11 protein-coding genes are annotated in these 17,539 nt (G+C 65.2%); 6 read left to right on the top strand and 5 right to left on the bottom strand.

Going from position 1 to position 17,539, the window contains the following annotated elements:
* The first annotated feature begins 71 nt into the window (after positions 1–71).
* Positions 72–2,180 (top strand): DNA gyrase/topoisomerase IV subunit B, encoded by a 2,109-nt coding sequence (locus tag AC1DLO_RS13010; protein ID WP_476890209.1) that lies wholly within the window; start codon positions 72–74, stop codon positions 2,178–2,180.
* 24 nt (positions 2,181–2,204) lie between these two features.
* Here the strand turns inward: AC1DLO_RS13010 and AC1DLO_RS13005 are convergent, their stop codons facing one another.
* The gene (locus AC1DLO_RS13005; RefSeq protein WP_476890208.1) at positions 2,205–3,197 is read right to left on the bottom strand and encodes a M56 family metallopeptidase; all 993 of its coding nucleotides are present in this window, start codon (positions 3,195–3,197) and stop codon (positions 2,205–2,207) included.
* A 6-nt stretch (positions 3,198–3,203) separates the two neighbouring features.
* The gene (locus AC1DLO_RS13000) at positions 3,204–3,590 is read right to left on the bottom strand and encodes a BlaI/MecI/CopY family transcriptional regulator (protein ID WP_395801992.1); all 387 of its coding nucleotides are present in this window, start codon (positions 3,588–3,590) and stop codon (positions 3,204–3,206) included.
* A 281-nt stretch (positions 3,591–3,871) separates the two neighbouring features.
* Here AC1DLO_RS13000 and AC1DLO_RS12995 point away from each other — a divergent pair, with 281 nt between their 5' ends.
* From AC1DLO_RS12995 to cydD, 3 genes are read left to right on the top strand one after another with little or no spacing between them, the layout of a single operon-like run.
* A complete protein-coding gene (locus AC1DLO_RS12995) occupies positions 3,872–5,485 on the top strand; it encodes a cytochrome ubiquinol oxidase subunit I (protein WP_476890207.1) in 1,614 nt (537 codons plus the stop codon).
* 20 nt (positions 5,486–5,505) lie between these two features.
* Positions 5,506–6,600 carry a cytochrome d ubiquinol oxidase subunit II gene (gene cydB / locus AC1DLO_RS12990; RefSeq protein WP_476890206.1) on the top strand — a complete coding sequence of 365 codons (1,095 nt, stop codon included), beginning with the start codon at positions 5,506–5,508 and terminating at the stop codon, positions 6,598–6,600.
* Positions 6,601–6,603: 3 nt separating this feature from the next.
* Positions 6,604–10,065, top strand: coding sequence for a thiol reductant ABC exporter subunit CydD (cydD, locus tag AC1DLO_RS12985; RefSeq protein WP_476890205.1), 3,462 nt, complete (start codon positions 6,604–6,606; stop codon positions 10,063–10,065).
* Here cydD and AC1DLO_RS12980 read toward each other — a convergent pair.
* Both AC1DLO_RS12980 and AC1DLO_RS12975 read right to left on the bottom strand, forming a co-directional pair.
* Entirely contained in the window at positions 10,062–11,144 is a 1,083-nt protein-coding gene (locus AC1DLO_RS12980) for an NAD(P)H-dependent flavin oxidoreductase (protein ID WP_476890204.1), read from the bottom strand. The genes cydD and AC1DLO_RS12980 overlap by 4 nt on opposite strands.
* An 8-nt stretch (positions 11,145–11,152) precedes the next feature.
* Positions 11,153–11,671 (bottom strand): DinB family protein, encoded by a 519-nt coding sequence (locus AC1DLO_RS12975; protein WP_476890203.1) that lies wholly within the window; start codon positions 11,669–11,671, stop codon positions 11,153–11,155.
* A gap of 126 nt (positions 11,672–11,797) precedes the next feature.
* On the opposite strand from AC1DLO_RS12975, the gene AC1DLO_RS12970 reads away from it, so the two are divergent.
* Positions 11,798–12,178 (top strand): VOC family protein, encoded by a 381-nt coding sequence (locus tag AC1DLO_RS12970; protein WP_437773244.1) that lies wholly within the window; start codon positions 11,798–11,800, stop codon positions 12,176–12,178.
* A gap of 16 nt (positions 12,179–12,194) precedes the next feature.
* Here AC1DLO_RS12970 and AC1DLO_RS12965 read toward each other — a convergent pair whose 3' ends face one another.
* The gene (locus AC1DLO_RS12965; protein WP_476890202.1) at positions 12,195–14,744 is read right to left on the bottom strand and encodes a DNA gyrase/topoisomerase IV subunit A; all 2,550 of its coding nucleotides are present in this window, start codon (positions 14,742–14,744) and stop codon (positions 12,195–12,197) included.
* A 54-nt stretch (positions 14,745–14,798) separates the two neighbouring features.
* Here AC1DLO_RS12965 and AC1DLO_RS12960 point away from each other — a divergent pair, with 54 nt between their 5' ends.
* Positions 14,799–17,492, top strand: coding sequence for a bifunctional acetate--CoA ligase family protein/GNAT family N-acetyltransferase (locus tag AC1DLO_RS12960; protein WP_476890201.1), 2,694 nt, complete (start codon positions 14,799–14,801; stop codon positions 17,490–17,492).
* Positions 17,493–17,539 lie beyond the last annotated feature (47 nt).

The raw sequence follows: 17,539 nt of genomic DNA, 5'->3' as shown, positions 1-17,539 counted from the left end.
TGGCTCCGAGGCGGCTAGCCTAGGAGGAGTGTTTTTCGCCTCTGTAATACCCCCGAAGGAGCGCCCCGCCCGTGGCACCGAGTTCTGAATACAACGCCCGGCACCTTTCAGTTTTGGAAGGCCTGGAGGCGGTCCGCAAACGTCCGGGTATGTACATCGGCTCCACCGACTCACGCGGCCTCATGCACTGCCTGTGGGAGATCATCGACAACTCGGTGGACGAAGCGCTGGCGGGCTTCGGGCACGATATCCAGATCATCCTGCACGCGGACAATTCGGTGGAAATCCACGACGACGGCCGCGGCATCCCTGTGGACTTGGAACCCAAGACCGGGCTGACCGGCGTCGAGGTCGTCTTCACCAAACTGCACGCCGGTGGAAAGTTCGGTGGCGGCTCCTACACGGCTTCCGGCGGCCTGCACGGCGTTGGCGCGTCCGTGGTGAACGCGCTCTCCGCCCGTCTTGACGTGCAGGTGGACCGCGGCGGCAAGACGTATCAGATGTCGTTCCGCCGGGGCGAGCCCGGACGATTCAAAGACATTGGCTCGAAGCCCAGCCCGACCTCGGTCTTCGAACCGTTCGTCGAGAACTCGGTGCTCGACGTCGTGGGCAAGGCCAAGCGGGGCGTCACCGGCACCCGCATCCGCTACTGGGCAGACCGGCAGATCTTCACCCCGGACGCGAAGTTCGCCTACGAGGATCTTGCGGCGCGCGCCCGCCAAACGTCTTTCCTTGTTCCGGGCCTCAAGCTCACCGTGCGCGACGAGCGCCGGCTTCCTGGCACCCCCGGCGAAAACGGGCCGCACCAAGAGATCTTCCATCACGACGGCGGCATTTCCGAATTCGTCGACTTCCTCGCCGCGGATTCGGGCGTCACTGATATTTGGCGGCTCCATGGTGCGGGCAAGTTCAAGGAAACCGTTCCGGTCCTTGACGAAAACGGGCACAGCAAGATCGCCGAAGTGGAACGCGACTGTGAAGTGGACATCGCGCTGCGCTGGGGGATCGGTTACGAAACCACCATGCGGAGCTTCGTCAACATCATCGCAACGCCCAAGGGCGGCACGCACCAGGCAGGCTTCGAACAGGCACTCCTGAAGACCTTCCGCAAGGCCGTCGAAACGAACGCGCGCAAGCTCAAAGCGGGCAACGACAAGATCGAGAAGGACGACGTCCTGGCCGGCCTCACGGCAGTGCTGACGGTCCGCTTGGCAGAGCCGCAATTCGAGGGCCAGACCAAGGAAATCCTGGGCACGTCGGCCGTCAGGGCGATCGTCGCCAAGGTGGTCGAGGAAGAGATCACTGCGCGCCTGAACTCGGCGAACCGCAACGACAAAGCCCAGTCCGCCCTGCTCCTCGAGAAGATCGTCAGCGAGATGAAGTCCCGCATCTCGGCCCGCGTCCACAAGGAAACGCAGCGCCGGAAGAATGCCCTGGAAACGTCGTCGATGCCCACCAAGCTGGCAGATTGCCGCACGGACGACGTCGGACGCTCGGAGCTCTTCATCGTGGAAGGTGACTCCGCCCTTGGCACCGCCAAACTTGCACGGTCCTCGGACTTCCAGGCGCTGTTGCCGATCCGAGGCAAGATCCTGAACGTGCAGAAGGCTTCGGTGGGGGACATGCTCTCCAACGCAGAGTGCGCCGCCCTCATCCAAGTAGTGGGTGCGGGATCGGGCCGGAGCTTCGACATCGACGCCGCGCGGTACGGCAAAGTGATTCTGATGACCGATGCAGACGTCGACGGCGCGCACATCCGTACGCTCCTGCTCACCTTGTTCTTCCGGTACATGCGCCCGATGATCGATGAAGGCCGGGTGTTTGCCGCAGTACCGCCGTTGCACCGGGTTGAAGTCATCAACGCCGGCCAAAAGGCCAACGAGATGATCTACACCTATTCGGAGGCCGAACTGCACGTCCTGCTAGCCAGGCTCGCCAAGGAAGGCAAGCGTTACAAGGAGCCGATCCAGCGCTATAAGGGCCTGGGTGAAATGGACGCCGAGCAGCTTGCCGAGACCACCATGGATCCGCGCCACCGAACCCTCCGCAAGGTGGGGATCGAGAACGCCAAGATGGCGGAGGACACCTTTGACCTGCTGATGGGTTCCGATGTTGCCCCGCGCAAGGACTTCATCATTGCGGGCGCCGCAGACCTGGATCGGGAGCGCATCGACGCTTGATTCGGCCTAGCCCAGCAAGCCACTTCAGCCCAACAGGCCCGGCACTATCAGCAGGCCGGTGGGCACGGCGAGCAACATGGCCGAGGCCGCAAGGACCAGGGCGCGCAGCCCTGCCGGAAGCGGAGGCTTGGGTGAGAGTAGCCGGCTGACGCGCGACGCCGTCGTGCGCGGTGAATCGGCGCCGCCGGTTCCGCTCAACGTGCCGTCATCAGAGGAAGAGTCTCCTGCGCTTGTTCCGGGCAGGGAGACCCGCTCCATGGGACGGACGGAACCGCTGGCCACAATGGCGATCGCCTTGATGAGCGTTCCCTTGCTCTCGGTGCGGAGCGCCACGTCATCGGCGAGCATCTCGATCAAGGAATTGACCGCAACCTGGGCGAGGCGCGTGGTGGGGAACCAGGGCAGTGCCTGGCGCCACGCAGCGAAGGCCCACAAGAGAAGGTCGTGGCGTTGCGAGAGATGGGCATTTTCGTGGATGAGGACGGCACGGAGCTCGGCAGGTTCCAGCGCGGCCATCAGGCCATCGGACAATACGGTCACGGACCGTGCTCCGCCGGGCAGGCAGTAGGCAACGGGGGAGTCATGGTTGATGACCACGGTGCCCGGACCGTCGTCGGAGGGTGAGGCCAGAAGTGCGAGGAGTTCGCGGTGGCGCCGCCGTTGCCGTTCGATTTTGACGTAGGTGAGCAGCAGGGTGAACACGAGATGCGCGCTCAGCAGCGCCGCCGCGGACAACGCGAACAAATGCCAGAAGCCCAGCGCCGTAGTGGGCTCGTTGTGAAGCACCATGCCGGTTAGCGAACGCAGCCCCGCAATGAGGTTGTCGCCGATGGGTTCTAGTCCGTAAACGAGCATGGCTCCGATCATGGAGAGGCCACCCGCAAGCGCGATGGCTTGCCAGAGGACCATGGCCATGAAGGGCGCACGCGCCGGCCATTCAGCGCGCGACAAGAGGACGGGAACTGGCCATGCCAGCACCAAAGCAAGGACCGCCAGAAAATATGAGGTCCAGAACATGGGTGGTTAGTTTTTGCCGAGCAGTTTGCGTAGCGTGGCAGCTTCACTTTCGCTCACGGAACCAATGAACCGGGCCAGGACTGCTTCGCGGTCCGGGGCCGAACCCAGTGCCTCATGCATGAGGTCTGCCGTGTGGTCGGCGCGGCTCGACACGGCCTGGTAGCGGTGCGGACGGGTACCCCGTTCGCGCTCCACGAGGCCTTTCTTCTCAAGGCGGGACAAGACTGTCAGCACCGTGGTGACGGCGAGGTCCTTGCCTTGGTGCCCTGCAATGCCATCCGCAGCGGCAGAATCCTGCGCCAGCAGATCGCGGAGTTTGTTGGCTGTCGCAGCCTCCTGGCCTGCCCAGAGCAGATCCATGACCGCCCGTTCCAGTTCGCCAAGACTTGCCATCAATACATCCCTACTTTCCGCAATTCCCTCCGCGATATGGCTCGAGGGGAGTGCGATGATCCAACATTCCACCATCAATCTACCGCGTTTTGAGCCGCGATTCTACGTGAGGTAGAACATGCGGCGCGGCGTGTCCTTGCGGCACTGTGACGCCGCTGGAAGAGTGGTGACCACATCGCAGAGGTTTGTTCTACACTATGTAGAAGAATTAGTTTCTACGCAACGTAGAAAATGGACGCCGCAAGCGGGCGTCGGGACAATGCCGGATAAAAAGGACAGCCATGGACGCCTTGGAAATCGCACGCTGGCAATTTGGAATCACCACGGTCTACCACTTCATGATGGTGCCCCTGACCATCGGGCTGGGGCTCGTTGTGGCCGTCATCCAGACCCTTTGGTACCGCACCGGCAAGGTTGAATACCTGCGGATGACCAAGTTCTGGGGCAAGCTCTTCCTCATCAACTTCATCATGGGCGTCGCCACGGGCATCGTGCAGGAATTCCAGTTCGGCATGGCATGGAGTGAGTACAGCCGCTTCGTCGGAGACATCTTCGGCGCGCCCCTGGCCTTGGAAGCGCTTCTGGCGTTCTTCGTGGAATCGACCTTCCTGGGGCTGTGGATCTTCGGTTGGAAGCAGCTCAAGCGCAGTGTCCACCTCGCGTGCCTTTGGATCGCTGTGATCGGCTCGCTCTTCTCTGCATACTTCATCATCGTGGCCAATTCCTGGATGCAGCACCCGGTCGGAGTGGAGATGGTCAACGGACGTCCCGTCATGACCGACGCCTGGGCGGTCTTCACCAACAACACGGCGTTGGTGGCCGTGCCGCACACGCTCTTCGGCGCACTGGGCGTCGCAGGCGCGTTCCTCCTGGGCATCGCCTGGTACCACCTCTGGCGCCGCCGCCATGACGGCATCGACACCGTCGATGCGGACGGCCGCGCGATTCCCGGCGAAGCCAATATTCCCGGACGGGACAAAGCTGACTACAAGGTGTGGATCAATTCCTTGCGGATCGGCGCTGTCGTTGCCATGATCTCCTTCGCCGGGACAGCCTTCACCGGCGATCTGCAGGGCAAACTGATGTTCGAACAGCAGCCCATGAAGATGGCCGCGGCAGAGGCGGCATGCCACGACGGCACCGGATTCTCCGTGCTGAGTGTCGGCAACGTCGGCTCCAAGAACTGCAACGACATTGTGGCCGTGATCGAGGTCCCCGGCATTCTCTCCTTCCTGGCCAAGGGTGACTTCAGCACTGAAGTGAAGGGCGTCAACAGCCTCCTGGACGAGTACAAAGCAAAGTACGGCACGCACTTGCCCAACGATCCCTTGTACGGCGATCGCGCAGGGCAGGAAATCCAGTATGTGCCGGTTATGGAAGTGACCTATTGGGGCTTCCGCATGATGATTGGCTTCGGTGGGATCGCAGCCTTTGCCGCGCTGCTCGCCTTGTGGGTGACACGCAGGGGTGTGGTGCCGCAATCCCGATGGATCATGCGCCTGGCAGTCTTCGGCATCCTTGCTCCCTTTGGCGCTAACGCCGCGGGTTGGATCTTCACGGAAATGGGCCGGCAGCCGTTCGTCGTCGCGCCCAATCCGGATGCCAGCGGCATCGACCAAGTGTTCATGTTCACGGCTGCAGCCGTCTCACCGGGCGTGTCCGCCTCCGAACTCATCACCTCACTGGTGGTGTTGGCCTCGATCTATGCGGTGCTGCTGGTCGTGGAGGTCAGGCTGCTGGTCAAATATGCCCGCGGTGGCGTGGCCTCCGCGATGCCAGAGCTCGCTGAAGCCCGCCACGGCGGGGAGAAGGAAAAGAAGGACGACGACGGCGGGACCCCGGGCGCCCCGGGCCAGCCCGGCGACACCGACGACGTCCTGGCATTCGCCTACTAGGAAGCAGAGGGATCTTTCGAATGGAACTGTTGCCAACAGTCTGGTTCATAGCCATTGCCGTGTTGTGGACCGGCTACCTCTTCCTGGAGGGCTTCGACCTCGGCGTCGGAATGCTCATGAAGCTCTTCGCCCGGAACAACACCGACCGCCGGGTGCTGCTGAATACGATCGGCCCGGTATGGGACGGAAACGAAGTGTGGCTGCTGACCGCGGCCGGTGCCACCTTCGCGGCCTTCCCGCTCTGGTACGCCTCGCTGTTCTCTGCCCTCTATTTGCCGCTGCTGCTTGTTCTGGTGGCTTTGATCTTCCGGGCTGTGGCTTTTGAGTACCGAGGCAAGGTGGACACTGCGCGATGGCGGACCATCTGGGACTGGGCCATTGCCGTGGGCTCCTTCACGGCCGCGTTTGGCATCGGCGCGGCCCTGGCGCTGACCACCACAGGGCTTCCGCTCAACTCCAACGGCGACCGGCAGGGTGGACCTTTTGCTTGGTTCAGCGGATACGCGGTCCTGGGCGGCCTCGCCGTCGTCGCGTTCGCCTTGGTGCACGCCTTGGCGTTCCTGGCGTTGAAGACCGACGGCGAGGTCCGCCACCGCGCGCGCGGCTGGTTTGTGCGGCTCGCGCCAGTCGCATTGCTGCCGCTGCTGGGATGGATGGTGGCCGTGCAGCTGCTCAGCGGCAAGCAGTGGACGTGGATACTCGTGATCCTGGGAGTCCTGGCTGCTGCAGCTGCCTGGGTCCTTGCCCGCAACGGAGCCGAGGGAAAGGCCTTCGGAGCCCTGGGTGCGTTCCTGGTGTGCGCCACAGCCTCCATCTTCGGAGCGGCCTTCCCCGTGGTCATTCCTTCCACCTTGGATCCGGCCTTCAACCTCACCATTTCCAACGCCTCCTCCTCCGCCTACACCCTGGGATTGATGAGCATCGTTGCGGCAGTCGGCCTGCCCCTCGTCATCGCCTACCAGGCCTGGACCTACTGGGTGTTCCGCCGGCGCGTGAGCGCGGCACACATTCCGGCCGCACACGGATTCCTGCCGGCCATCGCCGCCAAGGTGCTCGTCGGTCACGCGGCGCCGGGTCCGGTTGGGAAACACTCACGCCGCAACGCCAGCGAGTAAGGGATGAAGCCCCAGCTGCCTGCCGGACCTGCCACCCGATCGGCCCTGTACGTCCTTGGTTTGTTGTCTTCGCTCAAGGCCTTTTCCCTGGTCCTGATCGCACAGGCCGTCGCGGGGATGCTGTCCGGACTCGCCGCCGGCGGAATCGGGTGGCGGGAAGGACTCCTCTGGGGTGCCATCGGCGCGGTGCTGCGCTCGCTGACGGTCTGGGGCCAGGGAGTCGCGGCGCGCCGGGCGGCCCTCGGGGTCAAGGAAGAGCTGAGGTCCAGGCTCCTGGGCCGCGCCCTCGGTCCAGGGGCCGCTGGACGAGTCGGCGAAGTGAACGACGGCGGGCTGGCCGTGCTCGCGACGCGCGGACTTGATGCGCTCGACAACTACTACACCCAGTTCCTGCCCGCCTTGGTCAATTGCGCCGCAATACCTTTGCTACTGGGCGCCCGGATCCTTTTCGCGGACTGGGTCAGTGCCCTGGTTGTAGTTTTGACGCTGCCCCTCGTACCGCTTTTCATGGTGCTGATCGGCCGTCACACCGAGGACAGGGTCCGCGAAGCACAATCCACTCTCAGGAGGCTCTCGGGGCACATCCTGGAGCTGGCCAAGGGACTTCCCGTGCTGGTCGGACTGGGCCGCGCGGGCGAACAAAGGGCAGCCCTCGAAGACCTCTCCGAGGAATACCGTTCGCGCACCATGGGAACCCTGCGGACGGCCTTCCTGTCCGCCCTCGCCTTGGAGCTCATAGCTACCATCTCGGTGGCCGTGGTGGCCGTCTTCATCGGCGTACGACTGGTGGCGGGTGACATGGCCCTGGAGGCAGGCCTGCTGGCCCTGATCCTCGCCCCCGATTGCTACCTTCCCCTGCGTGAGCTGGGCACGGCCCACCATGCCAGCGACGACGGCCGCGAAGCGCTGGCCGCGGCCAACGCCGTGTTGGACTCGCCCGCGGGCCGTCCGCTGACTCGTGATTCCCGCGCCGACGCGTACGACGTCGGCGCGCCCGCCACGAACAAGCCGCCTGCCGACGTCGTGGTCACCGGACTCACGGTGACTTATGCGGGAAGGGCAGCAGCCGCCGTCGGGCCCATCGACTTCAAGGCTCCGGCCGGCCGGATCACCGCCCTTGACGGCCGCAGCGGTTCGGGCAAGAGCACCATTCTGGGCGTCCTCGCCGGGACGATCGGCGACGGTCCGCTGGCAACCCTTGAAGGTTCCGTCACAGGACTGGGCGCCGGCTCGGTGGCCTGGGTGCCGCAGCATCCCGTCATGGTCGCCGATACGGTGCTTGACGAGATTGTCCTTTACCTGGGCGGCGGCAACCAAGACTTGCGGGGAACCGATTCCGAATCATGGCCGGACGCGGACAACGCGACCGCAATGGCGTGCCTGGAGCAGGCTGCCGCGGAACACCTCGCACCCAAACATCCCGCCGAGCTTAGCCCCGGCGAACTGCGGCGGGTTGCCGTGGCCCGCGGCCTGGCACGCCTCAAAGCAGGAGCTACCGTCCTCCTGTTCGACGAACCGACCGCCCATCTTGACGCCGCCTCCGCCGACGCCATCCGTGCCGCAATCGAGGGCCTGCGAGGGTCCGCGACTGTCATCCTCGTTGCCCACGACGCCGCCACCCGGAACCTTGCGGATCATGTGGTGAAGGTCGACGGCGGGACGGCGGAGCAGCAAACCGGTCCGGCCAATCCGGAGTCCGCGGCAGCCGCCAGCACAACGGCGATCCAGCAGGACAGTCACCTCCGGAGCAGCCCGGCCGGGGGATTTGAACCCCCCGTGGCCATCTCCACCCTCAAGGCCCTGGCCAACATCCTTGCGCCCGTCCGCCATAAGTTCGCCGGCGCCGTACTGGTTGCCGCGCTCGCGGCCCTGTTCGCCGTGGCCCTGTCCGGGCTGTCGGGCTGGCTCATCATCCGGGCCAGCGAGCAGCCGCCCATTCTGTACTTGCTCGGAGCGATCGTGGGTGTGCGGTTCTTCGGCATAGGCAGGGCCGTGCTTCGTTACGCTGAGCGGCTTCTCGTCCACGACGCCGTCTTCGCCGCCATGACAAGGCTCCGAGGTGCGCTGTGGGCGGCCCTCAGCGCGCGGGCGCTGTCCCTCCGCCGGCTCCTGCAAGGCGGCAATGTGCTCGGGGCGGTGGTCGACGACGTCGACACTCTGCGGGATTTGCTGCCGCGCGTCGTGCTGCCGCCCCTCTCGGCCCTTGCCGTCGCGGTGTCGGCGGTGGTTGCCTCGGCATTGCTGGTGCCCGCTGCCGTGCCGGCCGTCGTCGTGGCCGCCATGGTTGGGGTTGTACTGGCCCCTCTGCTTGCCCTGTTGGCAGACCGCAATGCTGCGCGCGCTGAGCATCAACTGCGCTCACTGGTGTTGCGCGACGTTGCCGCTGCCCTCGACGCCCGTGCCGAGCTCAGCGCCAACGGCGTCGCCAGTACGGTTCTCTCGTCCTTGACCCGGAGGGACAACGCAGCCACGGCGGCCGCACAGCGGTCCGCGTGGGCTGACGGCATAGGCCAAGGATTGGTCGTACTCGCCTGCACCGTGGGTGCGCTGGGGGTGGGCATTCTGGCCGCACCGTCAGTGCAAGCCGGAAACACGGTGCAGTCCGGAACTGTTGCGCCTGCTGTGCTTGCCGTCGTCGTGCTCATGCAGTTGGCGCTCGCGGAACCGTACGGGGCGGTAGTGTCTGCCGTGCGGCAGGCGCCCGCCCTGGCCGCAGTATTGCGGCGGATCGCCCCATCGGGAGCTGTTGACGCGTCAGCAGCGTCCGACGGCGGCGTGCTGGCACTACCGGAGCGTGCCGACGGTTCTCCTGGGTTGTTGTTGGACGGGCTCGAAGCGTCATGGCCCGGCGGTGCCCCCGTATTCAGCGGGTTGAGCGGCGAGGCCGCCCCCGGGCACTGGCTCTCCGTCACGGGTCCGTCCGGTTCCGGTAAATCGACGTTGCTCTCGGTACTGCTCGGCTTCTTGCCGGCATCGTCCGGCGCAGCCTACGTCACCGGAAGTGCCGCATGGTGCCCGCAGGAGGCCCACCTCTTCGACTCCACCATCCGCGGCAACCTGCTGCTCGCCCGCCCGGCCAGCCACAAGCCTTCCGAAGCGGACATGCATCAGGCTTTGGGCGCCGTCGGGCTCTCCGGACTGGTAGCCGGACTTCCCGCGGGCCTGGATAGCCGCATTGGCCCCTCGGGTTCGTTCCTGAGCGGCGGCGAACGCCAGCGGCTCGCCATGGCCCGTACGCTTCTGACCGGAGCAACAGTTCTCCTCCTCGATGAGCCGACGGCCCATCTCGACGCCGAAGCCGCCCGCCTGATGATGGCCGAACTCCGCGGCGGGCTGCGAGACGTCACTGTGGTCCTAGTGACCCACAACCCGGCGGATATCGGCGAGGGAGACTCCCGACTGGACCTTGGCACCCCCAAGCTTGGCTCGCCGTCGGACCTCCCGGCGCTAGTGCACGGAAGCTAGCCGCGGAGCCGCCCGATGATGGCGTCCACCGAGTCGACGATCTTGTCCATGAGCATCAGGGCGTCGTCCTCGCGGATGAGTGGAGTCGATTGGCCGGCCCACAGCGACATCAGCCCGGGGATTCCCTGTGCCGCCGCAACTGGCCGGAACTTGCCGGTGAGCCAGTTCTGGATGGGGAACGGGGCGTGGGCGGCAGGGTCGGCGAGTTCCGCGATGATCCGGTTGGGGATGCCTCGCGCCAGGCGACCGCTGAGGGCACGTGTCAGGACGGTGTGGGCGGCGTCGGGTCCGTGCATCGCAGCCAAGTGGGCGGGACTGATGGCAGACTGGCGGGTGGCGAGGAAGGCTGAACCGATCTGTACCGCGTCCGCGCCAAGCGCCAAGGCGGCAGCGACCCCGCGGCCGTCAGCGATACCGCCTGCGGCGATGACGGGAACCGAGACGGCATCCACCACTTGCGGCACGAGGGCCATGGTCCCGACGAGCGAGTCCTCCGGAGCGCGCAGGAACGAAACACGGTGGCCACCTGCCTCCATTCCCGTGGCAACGATGGCATCCACTCCGCCGGCGTGGAGGGCGACGGCTTCGTCCACGGTGGTCGCCGTACCTGCCACCACAATGCCGTTCCGGTGGGCCTCCTCGATAACCGACTCGGACGGAACGCCGAACACGAAACTCAGCACGGCTGGCCGGGCATCGATGGCCGCCTGGATCTGATTGTCCAGATCAGGCAGATAAGTATCAGGTTGCGAGGGTGGTTCCACGCCCACCAGCTCGAAATAGGGCCTGAGGACGTCCACGTAGGCTGCGAACTGCTCGGCATCCGGAGACGGCCGCTCTTCTCCCTCGATGGGAAGCCAGAGATTCAGCGCGAACGGTTTCCCGCTGGCATTCCTGAGTTCGCGGGCTGTGGCGGCGATCCGCTCCGGATCGTAGCCGTAGAGTCCGTATGAACCCAGTCCGCCCGCCTCGCTGACGGTGCTTGACAGCTCCACGGACGACAAGCCGCCGAATGGTCCGAGGACGATGGGCAGTCCAATATTGAAGAGGCGGGTGGCCCGTGTGTCTTTCCACGACATCGCAGCGCCTAGCCGTCGACGTCGTGAAGGTGATGGACCACGTCGTGCAGGAAGTACTGGGCAAACGTCAGCACGGTGAAGGTGGAGCCATTGCTGCGGACACCGGTGCGCGGCCATTCATCTTCTCGGACTGAGGCGAAGGAATTCGCGATTTGTTGGCCCTCGGCAGCCAGTTGTGCAGACACCTCAGCGGGATCCGCGTTGGCGTAGTCCCCGTCAATGGCGGCCTTGTCCTGGTCCCAATTGGCGAAGCGGGCGTCGTCTTCACGCAGCATCAGGTTCAGGCGCTGATCGAAGAGACTGAAGACATCCCTTACATGGCAGGCATACTCCAAGGGCGACCACGTGTGGTCGTCCGGGCGGACCGCGGCGTGTTCGCGGCGAAGCACCGCGCGCCAGCGCGGCAGCATGTTCAGGACTGTTCCCGGCACCGTGGACGGGGTCACGGTCGCGGCGTCGAAACCACATTCGGGGCAAGGCGTGGACAGGACCCAGGTCCAGTCCTTGTCATCGGGAATGATCGGCATGGCAGTAGTCTAGGGCCCACGTTCGTGATCCGGCCGCACCACGGAATGGGGGTGCGGGTCCACACCCCCAAGTGGCCTATCAGGAGTAAGGTTATGAACTGGGGAAGCCTGGAAAGTGAAATAGCCATGCTTAAGGATCTAAACGTCGCCGGCGTGCTCCCTGCCAGCGATATCGCCCGCGCCCGCGACTTCTACCGCGACAAGCTCGGCCTCGAGCCGGACAACCCGGAGGCCACAGACAACCTGATGTACAAGTGCGCCAACGGCACTGCCTTCCTGCTCTACGAGACCCCCAACGCCGGGACCGCCAAGAACACCCAGTTGGGATTCCAGAGCACCGACTTGGACCAGGACATGGCCGATCTCAGGGCACGCGGGGTCGTTTTCGAAGATTACGACTTCCCGGGCCTGAAAACCGAGAATGGCGTTGCCACCCTCCCGGACGGCGAAAGGGGAGCCTGGTTCCTCGATTCGGAAGGAAACATCCTCAGCATCGCCACGATGTAGTCACAGCCTTCGGGGCTTAGCCTTCAACGGCGGTATCCGGCCTGCTTCCTTCTTCCCACGCCATGGTTGCGCCAATGGCATCCACGGCCTGGGAGAGGGGAACACCGGAGCCGTCGCGGCGGCCGTGCTCTTGTGGGAGCGCACGGGCGACGCCGGCGCTGGACGCCGCCTTCGCGGGGCCGTGGCCTACCCACCCGAGCAGCAGCGTGTCCTCACCCTTGAGGAAACGGTGGGCCCGGACGCCTCCCGTGGCCCGGCCCTTGGCCGGATACTCCTCGAACGGGGTGATTTTGGCCGTGCCCGGAGCAGTCCCCGGCAACGCGCCATTGCTGCCAGCGATAGTCACGACGACGGCGGCGCGGTCGTCGGCGCGTACCGTGCCGAAGTGGATGACGTCGTCGCCATCTGCGAGCTTGATACCCGCCATGCCGCCGGCGGTGCGCCCCTGGGGCCGGACGGCAGAAGCACTGAACCGCAAAAGCTGCGCAAGCCGGGTCACGAAGACGAGTTCGACGTCGTCGTTCTGTGCAGGCTCCACGCCCACCACAGTGTCCTTGTCCTTGAGCGCAATGATTTCCCAGTCCTCGCGGTTCAGCGGGTAGTCCGGCTGGACGCGCTTGACCACGCCCTGGACCGTTCCGATGGCCAACACGGCATCCAACGGCACGAAGGCCACCAAGGATTCGCCCTTGAGCAGGGTGACAAAGTCCTTTGCCGCCACGCCGCCGGCAAGATTGGGCAGGCCGGACACCGGAGGCAGCGCCGGCATGTCCATGACCTGTACCCGGAGCATCCGGCCCTGCGAGGTGACCGCGCCGATTTCGCCGCGCGCCGTTGTCTTGACCACCGAGCGGTAGACATCATGCTTGCTCCGGGGGCCGGACTCGGCCAGTGGCTCTTGGTTGGACGTCCGCGCGATCTGCCCAGAGGTGCTCAGGAGTGCCCAGCAAGGATCGTCGGGGATTTCGAGCGGCAGTGCGGCGGCCTTCCCCTTGCCAGCCGGGACTGCGGCTCCGAGGGCCGCCGCGACGGTCGGGGAGACCGCCTCGGACTCGAGGAGAACAGTGCGGCGCGGGGTGCCGTACTTCTCGGACACCTCGGCCAATTCCCCGGATACCAACTCGCGCAGCAGCACGTCGGACGCCAGGATCGCCTCAAGCTCGGCGATCTCCCGGCGCAGCTCTTCCTGCTCTTTTTCGAGTTCGATGCGCGAGTACTTGGTCAGTTGGCGCAGACGAAGTTCCAGGATGTAGTTGGCCTGGATCTCGGACAGATCATAGATCGACATGAGCCGTTCGCGCGCGGCTGATGCCTCGTCCGAGGAGCGGATGATCTGGATGACCTCGTCGATGTCCACGATCGCGATCAGGAGGCCCTCCACCAAGTGGAGGCGGTCCTTCTTCTTGCCCAGGCGGAAGGCAGTGCGGCGGCGCACCACCGACAGACGGTGGCCAACGTAGACCTGGAGCAGCTGGAGCAAGCCCAAGGTCTGCGGCTGTCCATCCACCAGGGTCACGTTGTTGATGCCGAAGGAGTCTTCCATTGGCGTGAACCGGTAGAGCTGCTGCAGCACTGCGTTGGGGTTGAAGCCGTTCTTGACCTCAATCACGAGCCGCAGCCCGTGCTTGCGGTCAGTGAGGTCCATGACATCGCTGATGCCTGTCAGCTTCTTGGCGTTGACGGCATCCTTGATCTTCTCGATGACCTTCTCCGGGCCCACCATGTACGGGAGTTCGGTCACCACCAATCCGGTGCGACGCGCGGTCAGCTGCTCGATCTCCACCTTGGCGCGGGTCTTGAACGAACCCCGTCCTGTGGCGTAGGCGTCGCGGATTCCATCCAGGCCCACGATCCGGCCGCCCGTGGGCAAGTCCGGGCCGGGCACGAAACGCATGATGTCTTCCAGCGTCGCGTCCGGATGGGCGATGAGGTGCCGGGCGGCCGCGATGACTTCCACGAGGTTGTGGGGGGCCATGTTGGTGGCCATGCCGACGGCGATGCCCGTGGTGCCGTTGACCAGCAGGTTGGGGAAAGCCGCGGGCAGGACATCGGGCTGAGTGAGCTGGTTGTCGTAGTTGGGGACGAAATCCACCACGTCTTCGTCGAGGTGCTCGGTCATCGTCATCGCAGCCGCCGCGAGCCGGGCTTCCGTGTAACGCGGTGCAGCAGGGCCGTCGTCGAGCGAACCGAAGTTGCCGTGCCCGTCAATGAGGGGCAAGCGCAGCGAGAAGTCCTGGGCCATGCGCACCATAGCGTCATAGATGGCGGCATCGCCGTGGGGGTGCAGCTTCCCCATGACTTCACCCACCACTCGGGCACTCTTGACATGCCCGCGGTCCGGGCGGAGGCCCATGTCGCTCATCATGTACAGGATGCGTCGCTGAACGGGCTTGAGGCCATCGCGCGCATCGGGGAGCGCGCGGGAATAGATGACCGAATACGCGTACTCCAGGAAGGAGCCTTCCATCTCGGAAGTGACGTCAATATCGATGATGTTCTCGGTGAAGTCCCCGTCGACGGCAGCCGTGGCTGCGTTCGCGCGGGAGGGACTTTGGCTGCGTGCCATGGAGTCGGTGGATCCTTAAACGTGTACTGCGGAAGACTTAGCTAGGCTAAGCCTATGGTGGATCAGCCCGGCGCCGGCGTATATCCGGAATATTGGGAGGCCGATGTCGTGCTTCGCGACGGCGGAACGGCGCATTTGAGACCCATCTCACCCGAGGACGCGGATGCCCTCCAGGCTTTCCACACTGCGCAGTCCGAGACGTCCATCTACATGAGGTTCTTCTCGTTCAAATCGCGGCTCTCCAGCAAGGAACTGCGCCGCTTCACCGAAGTGGACCACAAGGACCGGGTGGCGTTCGTCATAACGATCGGCGGAGAAATCGTGGGCGTCGGCAGGTACGACCGGCTTGATGACCCCACCGAGGCCGAAGTTGCTTTCAATATTTCCGACGTCCAGCAAGGCCGTGGCATCGGTTCGATCCTGCTGGAGCACTTGGCGGCCGCAGCCCGCGAAAACGGCATCCGCCGCTTCACCGCCGAGGTCCTGCCCGAGAACCGCAAAATGCTGCGGGTCTTCGCCGACGCTGGTTATGAGCTCGCGCGCAAATTCGATGACGGCGTCGTCAGCGTTGAATTCAACATCGACCCGACCGAAAAATCCCTGGCCGTCATGGAATCGCGGGAACACCGCGCCGAGGCGCGCAGCGTACGGGACTTGCTGGCGCCGTCGTCGATCGCGGTGGTCGGCGCCAGCCGCCGGTGGGGGACCGTCGGGCACCAACTGCTGGAGCACATCCTCGAAGGAGGCTTCACCGGTGCGGTCTATGCGGTCAACCCCGAAGCATTCGAGGTGGCCGGGATGAAGTCCTTCGCCCGGATCGCCGACGTTCCCGGGCCTGTGCAGATTGCCATCATCGCAGTGCCGTACGAAGAAGTACCGAAAGTCGTGGACGAGTGCGGTGCGGCCGGCGTCAAAGGCCTGGTGGTTGCGACCGCCGGATACGCCGACGACGGCGAGCGGGGGCTACAGAGGCAGAGGGACCTGGTGCGCCGGGCCAGGTCCTACGGGATGCGCGTGATCGGCCCCGAATCGCTGGGGATCGTGAACACGAATCCGGACGTCTCCCTCAACGCGTCCATGGCCCCGAGCCTGCCCCGGCGCGGGGGACTGGGACTGTTTTCGCAATCTGCCGCCATCGGTGTTTCCGTCTACGCCGCCGCGAGCCGCCGGGGCCTGGGATTGTCCTCGTTCCTGTCTGCCGGCAACCGTGCCGATGTCTCCGGGAACGACGTCATGCAGTTCTGGGAAGACGATCCGGATACCGTCGCGGTCGGGCTCTACTTGGAGTCGATCGGCAACCCACGTAAGTTCTCCCGCCTGGCTCGCCGCCTCTCGCGCAGCAAGCCGGTCATCGTTGCAAAATCCGATGTCACGGGGCTGCGCCTTCCGCCGGGCCATGTGGTCAGGACCACGCTGGCGCCGGCGGCGGCCCTTGACGCCATGATGCGCCAAGCGGGGGTCATCGCCGTCGAAACCATCGAGCAGCTCATGGACGTGGCGCAGATCGTCTCCTGCCAGCCCTTGCCCAAGGGCCCGGCGCTCGCCGTCTACAGCAACTCCGCGGCCTTCGGGAAGGTGGTAGCGGACAACGCGGCCCCCCAAGGACTCGTCGTCGATCGGATCGTCACCGACGTCGATCTGGACGCGGGGATGTCCGTGGCTTTGGAGGGACTGCGGCGCAGCCTCCGCCAGAATCTTGCCGACGACGCCGTGCACGCAGTGGTCGCAGCCATGGTGCCCTCCCGCAGCCTCACAATGGACGCGATCGCGGGAGTCCTCGGAGAATGCGCGGCGGAGGCGGGCAAGCCCGTCGTGGCGGCTTTCACGGGAATTCTTGACAGCTCTGTGCAGCTGGATGGATTGCTGGCTCCCGGCGGAGAAACGGGGCGCCCTGTTCCTTGCTATTCGAGCCCCGGTAGCGCAGTGGCGGCCTTGGCGGCGGTGGTCCGTTACGCGAAGTGGCTTGACCGGGACCAAGGCATGTTCGTGGAACCGGCGGGTTGCGACCGGGAAGGAACGCGGGAGCACATCGAACGGCTCCTGTCTTCCGTCCCGGGGGAGCAACTCGTCCGGCTGGACGACGCCGAAGGTGCCGCATTGCTCTCCCGGTACGGTATCCCGGTGGTGCCGTCAGCCGTCTTCGAGAGCGACGACGAAGCGGTGGCCGCCGCCGAGCGGCTCGGTTGGCCCGTGGTGCTCAAGACCACGGATCCTGCCCTCCGGCATCGCCTGGACCTGGGAGGTGTGCGGCTGGACATCGAGGACGCGGACTCGCTGCGGCGCAACATCGCGCAGATGCGTCGCGCCCTCGAGCCCTACGGTTCATCGGCCATAGAAGTGCAGGCCATGGTTTCCGTGGGGCAGGCCTGCACGTTCCGGGCCATCGAAGATCCGCTTCTGGGGCCGGTGGTGTCCTTCGGATTGGCGGGCGACGCAGTGAACCTCCTGGATGATTGGGCGCACCGGGTTCCTCCTCTGTCCGCCGCGGATCTCCACGACTTCATCCGGGCACCCCGGGCTTCGTTGAAACTCTTCGGCTACCAGGGACTGCCGGCGGTCGACGTGACTGCCCTCGAAGACCTCGGCGCACGGCTGGTCCGGCTCAAGGATGAGCACCCCGAGATTGCCCTCGTGGAATTCAACCCTGTCCTGGCCGGGGCGCGGGGCGCGAAGATCCTTGCCGCCGAGGTATGGATCGGGAACGCCGCACAACGTACGGACAGCGCCCGCCGCGCGATGCTCAGCTGACCGGGTGGGGGCCCGGTGGTTATGAAGTCCCCAGCCAATCTGTGAAA

It is taken from the genome of Arthrobacter sp. 01T419, from assembly GCF_056398865.1.
Note: the sequence above shows the minus strand (reverse complement) of the source record. Positions and strands in the feature narration are given on the sequence as shown.